The organism is Mycobacterium sp. TH-M82, from assembly GCF_057473605.1.
Window position 1 is genome coordinate 1 of sequence record NZ_JBYCKY010000542.1, and the last position, 8741, is coordinate 8741.

The following is an 8741-nucleotide window of genomic DNA, read 5'->3' on the forward strand; positions in this document are numbered from 1 at the left end:
ACGTGATCCAGCCCGGATTCATCGCAACCAAGATGACCGCCCCCATGCGATCCAACCCCGCACTGAAGGCCGTAGTGGACCAACAGATGAAAGACACGGTGCTGCTGCGGCGCATGGGCGAGCCAGAAGAAATCGCCAACACTGCATTGTTTCTTGCCAGTGACGAGTCCTCCTACATCACCGGCACCGACATCGTCGTGGACGGCGGATGGTTCTCCGCCGCCGCCTACCTCACCAATGAAAGGCACAACCACATGCTCGAAATGATGCAGCGAACCAAGAATTAGTGTAAGGACGTTTCAAGCCACATTCGATCGCCGGGTCGGAAACTGCGCATCTAGCAAACGAGACACCCGTCGGGCATTCATGCCATCACCGGTCGCATCACAGTGGCGACGGGACCCCTCAATCACCTCCGTCGCACTGTTCTCGGGATCTCAAGGCACCGTCGCTCATCGAGGAATACGGCGGAATCGAATACCGAGGGTTACCAGTAGAATACGCTGTATTCGGTCAGCTGTGCTACCTGTTTTGTGGTGCAGTCGCTGCTATGCGGCTTGGGGTAGGTAACTGTTGCAGCTTGGGTGCGGCGGATTGGTTGGTGGCCCGCCAGGACAGGATCGAAAAGAAACTCGCCGACAAACACCTCGGCCTACAAGCCAATCCGTCGGGTATGGCGTTTGATCTGACGTCGGCGTGGGTGATCGGCCGGCACTGCGAGCTGGCTGCGCGCGGCTACTCCCGCGACGGCAAGAAAGGCCGCGAGCAGATCGAATACGGGGTGCTGACCGACCCGGCGGGACGCCTGGTCGCGGTGCGGGTGTTTTCTGGTGCCACCGGCGATCCGGTCGCGTTCACCGAGATCGTCGACGTCGTCAAGGACAAACTCGATATCACCAAGCTCGTCTTGGTTGGTGATCGCGGCATGATCACCGCCGCCCGCATCGACAAACTCCGTGAGCTGAACGCCAACACCGATGGCCCCACCGATTTCGACTGGATCACCGCACTGCGCGCCCCGGCGATCGCCGCACTCGCCGCCGATGACGGCCCGCTGCAGATGAGCCTGTTCGACACCCAGGACCTCGTCGAGATAACCCACCCCGACTATCCCGGTGAGCGGTTGATCGCCTGCCGCAACCCCGCCCTGGCCGACGAACGCGCCCGCAAACGCCAAGACCTGCTGGCCGCCACCGAAAAACAACTCGCCGCCATCGACAACGACATCGAAATCGACAAACTCAACGGCCCCACCCCCACCCAGCGATGCGCCTTCGACCTCATCGACACCCCCATCCCCCTGACCATCGCCGCATAGCCAGAACAACCACCCACCAAAACCCACGAACTACCAGGTCAACCAGGGAGATCCCCTACCCCAACAGCCGTAACTTCGGACTAGGTGCAAAGAGACTGCCCGTTGAACAGACAATTCTGCGGTGGCGCGTAGGAACGGGTCAGCACGCCTCTCAAGCCACCTGTGGCTGAACCCCCAGGTGCAATAATACGATTCCAATTCGCGGGGGTGAGAACATAGTGCGTGCCAGATTGAGCGAGGGTGCTATTCCATGTGTGCGAAACGGACTCTCCCACCGGCAAATCGAATTCAAGCTTCCAGTCGGTTAACGGCGACGGGCTCGAATTGATGACGATGAAGCGGGCGATGAATCCGGTTTGCCACGTCGATGTCACCGACAACCTCGCCGTGGGCGCAGCCGCATGAGCTACGGGGGTGATGCTGAGTCCGAGGATGGCAACTATGAATGCCGACACCCTTACGTGAAGCACTGTGCGCCAGCGCTTCACGTAATCTCCTAGTCCGGCCATAGCAGCCAACGCTAGAGCCAAACAGTCGAAGTCGGCCCTCGCATCGCGGGTAAGGTGCAGTATCTTTGCTCAACTGAAACCGTCATGAGATTTTAGCCGCCTCGATCCAGCCTGAACCATTCACCGGCGCGGCCGAACGCGAACTTGGCGACGGGGAAGACCGGAACGCCAGCCGCATCGGGGACGCGGAGTCGTTCAGTCGCCAGCAAACGAGCGGTCTAGCCTCGATTTTGCATGCGGGCGTGATTGGTGGGGTTGGGACTCGGTGCTTTCCCCAGACTCGAAGCTTCTGTCACAGCGACAGGTCGATCAGGTTGTCGATGTCGCGCCGCGGCGCATCTGGGTTCACCTGTGGAAGATTCGTGCGGCGACGAATGAGTTCGGCTGGGCCGACGCTGGATCGGGATATAGGCCGGAGTTCAGCCACTGGCGTACCGTCTCGGGTAACGACGATGCGTTCGCCGTGCGCAAGAAGATACAGGCATCGAATCTGCAGCGTCACCAGTTACTCCTCCTGCCATAAGCATCCCCAGCGCGTTCTTTGCTGGGGTGCGCTTTTCACGTTCACTGGATGCTCACGACCGCAGTGAGGGCGCCCTTGCTGATACGGTTGTCGCTTGTTGCGATCGTGAAGCCGCGGCGGGCTGCTTGAGCGACGATCATGCGGTCGAATGGATCCTTGTGGTTCGAGTTGAGCTGGCCGGCGAGGACGGCGTCTGCCGAGTCGATGGCTAGGTCTGCGGCGTTCATGCTCGCCAGCGTCTGATCCCACGCCGACAGGAGCGGGCCACCGTTGAGTCGTCCGATCCGGGTCTTGATCGCCACTTCCCAGGCTGAGGCGGCGGACACGATCAGCTCGTTGGTTTGGTCGGCAAGGGCGTCTCGTACGGAAGTCGCGATCTTTTCCGGCGTTGAGACCAGCCACAGTAGCGCGCTTGTGTCCAGAAGGAATGCGGTCACGAGGCCGGACGATCCCACGCGGCGAGTTCGTCAGCGGGTAGCGGACCATCAAATATCTTTGGCACGACCAGTTTTGGAAACTGCCCGAAGGTGCGCGGTGTCACTTGAGCTGGCGAGAGCACGGCCACTGGCCGGCCGTGGTTGGTGATCGTAACAGGCTTGCCTGTACGCTCTACCTCGGCCAGAAGTGCATTCAGCCGGGTCTTCGCTTCCGTACTCGTGATCATCTTCACGTAGACCCGGCTACACTGGTAACACTAGCAGGACTAGTCCGACCGGTGGCATATATAAAACACCAGAGGTCGGGCACTCGTCGCTGACGCTTACCGGTGGACCAATCAAGATTGGCGATCCGGGCCGCAACACTCGTGTCGATCAGCAAGCGTCACATTCTTAGCTCAGTGCCGCGATCGCCGCATCGTAGTTGGGCTCACTGGCGATCTCGGGTACCAGTTCGGTGTAGGTGACGTTGCCGTCCGCACCGATCACCACGACGGCCCGCGCAAGCAGCCCGGCCATCGGACCGTCGGCGATCGTCACCCCGTAGTCCTTGCCAAAACTGTCGCGGAACGCCGACGCCGTTGTCACATTGTCGATGCCCTCCGCACCGCAGAACCGCTTCTGCGCGAAGGGCAGGTCGTTCGACACACACAGCACGGCGAGACCCCTTGCCGCCGCGCGTTCGTTGAAGGTCCGCACGCTCGTCGCGCACACCGGGGTATCGATGGACGGAAAAATGTTGAGCAGCAATGCCTTACCGCCGAACTGACCGCTGTTGACGGCGCCGAGGTTGGTGCCGATCAGGGAGAATGCGGGTGCAGCAGTCCCCACAGCCGGCAGCTCCCCGACGGTAGTTGTCGGATTTCCATGCAAAGTTATCTGTGCCATACCGATAGTGTGCCAAGTTCACTTGATCGACCCAGAGGCGGATACCTTCAACACCGGCCCTGATGGCGATGCAAACCGCACCGCGACCATCACGCGAGGCCAGACAACGCCGCGCCGGTATGGTCACGGCCTCCCCCACCGCTCGATGAGGTTGCGGAACTCCCTCGCCGGCTCAGTGGATGCACCCAGCTTCCGCACCCGTTTGGCCAGGGTGATGTCGGATGTCACGACGGTGATCTCCGGTGGCGAATCGGCGGCTTGCACCAGCCGGACGATCTCGTCGTCGCCCGAGTCGGCAGCGGCTCGTGGAGCGTGCGCTATCTGGAGCACGGACGACCGAATCGGCGGCGATGCCGGCTTTTCCAGCACCACCGTCACATCGTGGCCTTCCGCCGACACCCACTGCTCGAGTTGGTCCACCAGGTGCACCATCGCGCCTCGGCGGTCCTTCCACCAGCCGTCCGGACGCGACCCGATGACGTTCATCGCGTCCACGATCCACCGCACAGACCCGACGGTACGGTATAGCCGTGAGCCTCGTCACCTAATGCCTGCAAGGTCGCGACACGTTCGCCAGCACATCCTGGGCCACCTGGGACACGGCCGAGGGCCTGCGGGCGTGGTAGGAGCAGCGCAAGCCCGAATGGCGGGGTCGCCCAGACCAGCGCTTCAGCGCAGACCCAGTGTGCCGCTGAGATATTGACTGCGGCAGGCCACTCGTCCCAGCTTGCCGCTGGTGGTGCGTGGGATAGTACCGGCCGGTAGGAACCGCACGTCGAAGACGGGCAATCCGTGCCGACGTGCCACCGCGTCCCCGATCGTCTCGATCGCCGGTCGCGGATCGGCGCGACCGGCGCCCGCGGCGCGCTCGGCGACGATCACCAGTCGCTCCCCGGCGCCGATGGTATCTGGGATCGAGAACGCGACCGCATATCCCTGCCGCACGGTCGGTGATGCCTGCGCCACGGTGGCCTCGATGTCTTGCGGATAGTAGTTGCGGCCCTCGATCGTCACGATGTCCGCGATCCGGCCGGTGACGAAGAGTTCGCCGTCGAGATACATCCCCAGGTCACCGGTGCGCAGCCAGGAGCTTCCGATCGGCGCACCATCGGCGTGGCTGCCTTCGGCGAGCCGGGACTGCAGTTTGGCGCCGAACGTCAGCCTTGTCTCGTCGGGCCGCTGCCAGTAACCGCGGGCGACGTTGCCGCCGTGTATCCAGATTTCGCCGACTTCGCCATCGGGCAGTTCCGCAGCAGCATTCGGGTTGATGATCACCGCCCACTGACTGCGAGCGACCTGGCCGCATGACACATGCGCCACCGCGTTGGCCGAATCCGTTGGGACGCGCACCGCGTGACCGGCGCCGAGTTGCTCCCGGTCGAGGTAGACCGCCGTCGCCTCCGCGCTGGGCTCGATGGTCGACACGAACAGGGTCGCCTCCGCGATGCCGTAGGAGGGTTTGATCGCTGTGCGCGGCAATCCGTGCGGCGCGAACGCCTCGGTGAATGCCGTGATCGCAGCTATGCTCACCGGCTCCGAACCGATGATCATCGCCACATTGCTCAGGTCGATGTCCGCGCCCGGCGCGGGCAGGCCGCGTTGCGCGGTCAGCTCGTAGGCGAAGTTCGGTGCGGCGGTGACCACCCGCCCGTGCCGGGACTCCGCGGACAGCGCCGTGATCCAGCGCTGCGGCCGGCGAATGAACGCCGTAGGTGACATCAGGGTGGAGTGCCCCCCGTACACCGCCGGAAAACCGATGATCGACAACCCCATGTCGTGATAGAGCGGTAACCAACTGAGGCCGTGGATGTTTCGGTCCAGTAGCTCGATCGACAGGATCATCTGCAACAGATTGGTGCCGCTCGACCGATGGGTGACTTCGACACCGGTCGGGGGCCGGGTGGCACCGGAGGTGTACTGCAGGTGGGAGACGTCATCCAGGTGCAGGCGCACGGGACTGAACCCGTCTTGCGCCGAGTCGGGTATCTGATCGATGGCGATGACCTGCGGGCGGTACCGGCGCGGAAGCTCAGCCAGAAACGCCTCGACGGTCTTCATCGCCGGTGTGGTGGTCAGGACGACGCTGGGCGCAGCGTCGCGGAGTGCCGTATCGAGGCGTTCGGCATGACCCGGTAATTCCGGTGCAAACAACGGCACCGCGACGGCCGCGACGTTGATCGCCGCGTAGAACCCGACAATGTAGTCGAGACCCTGCGGTGCCAGGATCGCAACCCGGTCGCCGCGAGCGGCGACTCTTTGCAGGCGCGCACTGACGGCGCGCAGTCGCACACCGAACTGTGCCCAGGTGAGTCCATCGACGCGACCGTCGGCCGATGCCGCGTAGTCCAGGTAGCGATACGCCACGGCGTCACCGACATTGACGATGTTGCGCTCGATGAGGGATATCAGCGTATCGCCCTGCGGCAATGTGATGTTACCGGCGGCGTCCAGGCAGTCCTGGATTTCCATCAGGCGCCGGCTGCCCGCCAACTCCTGCGGGGAACCGCGATCCATTGGCGCAGTCTAGGTGCCGTGGCGATCCATCCACCTGGTGCGAGGTCCGCAAGCCTGCCGGCCTGTTCACCGACCCCTATTCACCACGGCGACTCGTGTACCGCCAGGGCGATGAAGGCGTAGCCCATACAAACCAGCAGGTTCAGCGCGGCAAGAGCCAGGCCCGCGACGATGAGCCAGTGCACGGCGCGGTGCCGGGTGCGCCTGGACCGCGCGAGGCGCAGCTCACGGTTGATCTCGGTTGCGGCCAGCGCGAAATTGACGTCGACGATCTCTTTGGAGGCAAAGGGTGCGCCGGCAGTTATCTCTCGCAGGCGCGCGGCCGGGATGCGGACGCCGACGCTGGCGAAGCGCCGGCTCGTTCGCACCGCCCACCAGCGATCCAATACCTGGTCCTGCACGTGCAGACGATGCGGTGGCCGCCGCCATTGGTCACTCCACGAGGCTGGCCAATCTGACCGATCTGGCTGGGCGGTCACAAGCCACCACTCTAGTGATCACGCCCGAAGAAGCCGCCCAGTTCATCAGAATTTCCCAGCGCAAGCCACGATCGAACCCGCAAATGCGCCCGGGATAGACTCGCACGGTCGAAGCGAAGCATGCTGAACAGGAGCGCAGATCCATGGCCACCACCATGACAACGGACGGAGCGGCCCGCACACCGTTCGACCAGAACCCGGCGAAGGACCATGAGGATGACATGGCCGCCACGCGCCAATACTTCGACAGCCCGCGCTTCGACGGAATCACCCGCCTGTACACGGCCCGCCAAGTCGTCGAACAACGCGGCACCATACCCGTCGACTACCCGGTGGCACGCGAGGCGGCGACAGCCTTCTACGCGCGGCTGCGCGAGTTGTTCGCCGAGCGTAAGTGCATCACTACGTTCGGCCCCTACTCGCCCGGGCAGGCGGTGACCATCAAACGAATGGGTATCGAGGCGATCTACCTGGGCGGTTGGGCGACTTCCGCCAAGGGTTCCATCAGCGAGGACCCGGGCCCCGACCTGGCCAGCTATCCGCTCAGCCAGGTGCCGGAGGAAGCCGCCGGTCTGGTGCGCGCGCTGCTGACCGCCGACCGCAACCAGCACTACCTGCGGCTGCGGATGAGCCAGGCCGATCGTGCCGCGAACCCGGCGATCGACTACCGGCCGTTCATCATCGCCGACGCCGACACCGGACACGGCGGCGATCCCCACGTGCGCAACCTCATCCGGCGCTTCGTCGAAGCCGGTGTGCCCGGATATCACATCGAGGATCAGCGCCCCGGCACCAAGAAGTGCGGCCACCAAGGCGGCAAGGTGCTGGTTCCCTCCGACGAACAGATCAAGCGGCTCAACACCGCCCGATTCCAGCTCGACGTGATGCGCGTGCCCGGCATCATCGTCGCGCGCACCGACGCCGAGGCCGGAAACCTGATCGACAGCCGCGCCGACGAGCGCGACCAGCCGTTCCTGCTGGGTGTCACGAACGTGAAGATCCCGCCGTACAAGTCGTGCGTCCTGGCGATGATGCGGCGCTTCTATGAGCTGGGAGTCAAAGAACTCAATGGCCACCTGCTCTACGCCATTCCCGACGACGAGTACGCGGCCGCCGAGGCCTGGCTGGAGCGTCGGGGCATCGCCGACCTGATCGCCGAGGCGGCTACCGCCTGGCAGAACGACTCCCGGCAATCACCCGACACGCTCTACGACGAAGTCCAGTCGAAGTTCGTCGAATCCTGGGAGGACGACGCCGGTTTGATGACGTATGGCGAGGCGGTGGCCGAGGTGCTCGAGTTCGGTGAGCGGGAGGAAGAGCCGCGCGACATGAGCGCCGCGGAATGGCGACAATTCGCCGCGCGTGCGTCGCTGCATACCGCACGCAAAAAGGCCAATGAACTCGGCGCCAGCGCCCCGTGGGACTGCGAGCTGGCCAAGACCCCGGAAGGCTACTACCAGGTGCGGGGCGGCATTCCCTACGCGATCGCCAAATCGCTTGCCGCGGCGCCGTTCGCCGACCTGCTCTGGATGGAGACGAAAACCGCGGATCTCGCCGAAGCCCGCCAGTTCGCCGAAGCAATCCACGCTGAGTTCCCGGACAAGATGCTGGCCTACAACCTGTCGCCCTCGTTCAACTGGGACACCACCGGCATGAGCGACGAGGAGATGAAGCGCTTCCCCGAGGAGATCGGCAAGATGGGCTTCGTCTTCAACTTCATCACCTACGGCGGGCATCAGATCGACGGTCTGGCCGCCGAGGAATTCGCCACCGCGCTGCGCCACGACGGCATGCTGGCGCTGGCCCGCCTGCAGCGTCAGCTGCGTCTCATCGAGTCGCCGTACCGGACGCCGCAGACCCTGGTCGGCGGGCCGCGCAGCGACGCCGCGCTGCTGGCTTCCTCGGGGCGCACCGCGACCACCAAGGCGATGGGCAAGGGCTCCACCCAGCACCAGCACCTGGTGCAGACCGAGGTTCCGCGCAAACTGCTGGAGGAGTGGCTCGCCATCTGGAGTGAGCACTACCAGCTTCCCGAGAAGCTCCGCGTGCAGCTGCGGCCGCAGCGCGCCGGCT

Annotated in this window: 10 protein-coding genes and 1 pseudogene; 3 read left to right on the top strand and 8 right to left on the bottom strand. The window is 64.0% G+C overall.

The window, feature by feature from the left end; all coding sequences use genetic code 11:
- Both AC2VON_RS16430 and AC2VON_RS16435 read left to right on the top strand, forming a co-directional pair.
- A partial coding sequence (locus tag AC2VON_RS16430) for an SDR family NAD(P)-dependent oxidoreductase (protein ID WP_486953901.1) occupies positions 1-287 on the top strand: 287 nt, incomplete at its 5' end.
- Positions 288-586: 299 nt separating this feature from the next.
- Positions 587-1249 (top strand): annotated as a pseudogene (locus tag AC2VON_RS16435) (IS1634 family transposase); the annotation flags it as partial.
- Positions 1250-1398: 149 nt separating this feature from the next.
- Here the strand turns inward: AC2VON_RS16435 and AC2VON_RS16440 are convergent.
- From AC2VON_RS16440 to AC2VON_RS16475, 8 genes are all read right to left on the bottom strand, one after another.
- The gene (locus AC2VON_RS16440) at positions 1399-1827 is read right to left on the bottom strand and encodes a cellulose-binding domain-containing protein (protein ID WP_486953902.1); all 429 of its coding nucleotides are present in this window, start codon (positions 1825-1827) and stop codon (positions 1399-1401) included.
- Between the two features lie 292 nt (positions 1828-2119).
- Positions 2120-2329: a type II toxin-antitoxin system Phd/YefM family antitoxin gene (locus AC2VON_RS16445; RefSeq protein WP_486953903.1), complete on the bottom strand. Its 210-nt coding sequence runs from the start codon at positions 2327-2329 to the stop codon at positions 2120-2122.
- Positions 2330-2391: 62 nt separating this feature from the next.
- Complete coding sequence (locus AC2VON_RS16450) at positions 2392-2787, bottom strand: type II toxin-antitoxin system VapC family toxin (protein ID WP_486953904.1); 396 nt, start codon at positions 2785-2787, stop codon at positions 2392-2394.
- Positions 2784-3020, bottom strand: coding sequence for a type II toxin-antitoxin system Phd/YefM family antitoxin (locus AC2VON_RS16455; RefSeq protein WP_486953905.1), 237 nt, complete (start codon positions 3018-3020; stop codon positions 2784-2786). Before AC2VON_RS16455 ends, AC2VON_RS16450 begins: the two co-directional genes overlap by 4 nt.
- A 160-nt stretch (positions 3021-3180) precedes the next feature.
- Complete coding sequence (tpx, locus tag AC2VON_RS16460; RefSeq protein WP_486953906.1) at positions 3181-3675, bottom strand: thiol peroxidase; 495 nt, start codon at positions 3673-3675, stop codon at positions 3181-3183.
- 123 nt (positions 3676-3798) lie between these two features.
- A complete protein-coding gene (locus AC2VON_RS16465; RefSeq protein WP_486953907.1) occupies positions 3799-4182 on the bottom strand; it encodes an NYN domain-containing protein in 384 nt (127 codons plus the stop codon).
- Between the two features lie 162 nt (positions 4183-4344).
- Positions 4345-6189 carry a fatty acyl-AMP ligase gene (locus tag AC2VON_RS16470; protein WP_486953908.1) on the bottom strand — a complete coding sequence of 615 codons (1845 nt, stop codon included), beginning with the start codon at positions 6187-6189 and terminating at the stop codon, positions 4345-4347.
- A gap of 80 nt (positions 6190-6269) precedes the next feature.
- Positions 6270-6590 carry a hypothetical protein gene (locus tag AC2VON_RS16475; RefSeq protein WP_486953909.1) on the bottom strand — a complete coding sequence of 107 codons (321 nt, stop codon included), beginning with the start codon at positions 6588-6590 and terminating at the stop codon, positions 6270-6272.
- Positions 6591-6889: 299 nt separating this feature from the next.
- On the opposite strand from AC2VON_RS16475, the gene AC2VON_RS16480 reads away from it, so the two are divergent.
- The coding region (locus tag AC2VON_RS16480) for an isocitrate lyase/phosphoenolpyruvate mutase family protein (protein ID WP_486953910.1) at positions 6890-8741 on the top strand (1852 nt) is incomplete at its 3' end.

Coding starts and splice junctions, on each gene's coding strand:
- AC2VON_RS16440 (WP_486953902.1), bottom strand. CDS start 1,827: ATGGCCGGACTAGGAGATTACGTGAAGCGCTGGCGCACAGTGCTTCAC.
- tpx (WP_486953906.1), bottom strand. CDS start 3,675: ATGGCACAGATAACTTTGCATGGAAATCCGACAACTACCGTCGGGGAG.
- AC2VON_RS16470 (WP_486953908.1), bottom strand. CDS start 6,189: ATGGATCGCGGTTCCCCGCAGGAGTTGGCGGGCAGCCGGCGCCTGATG.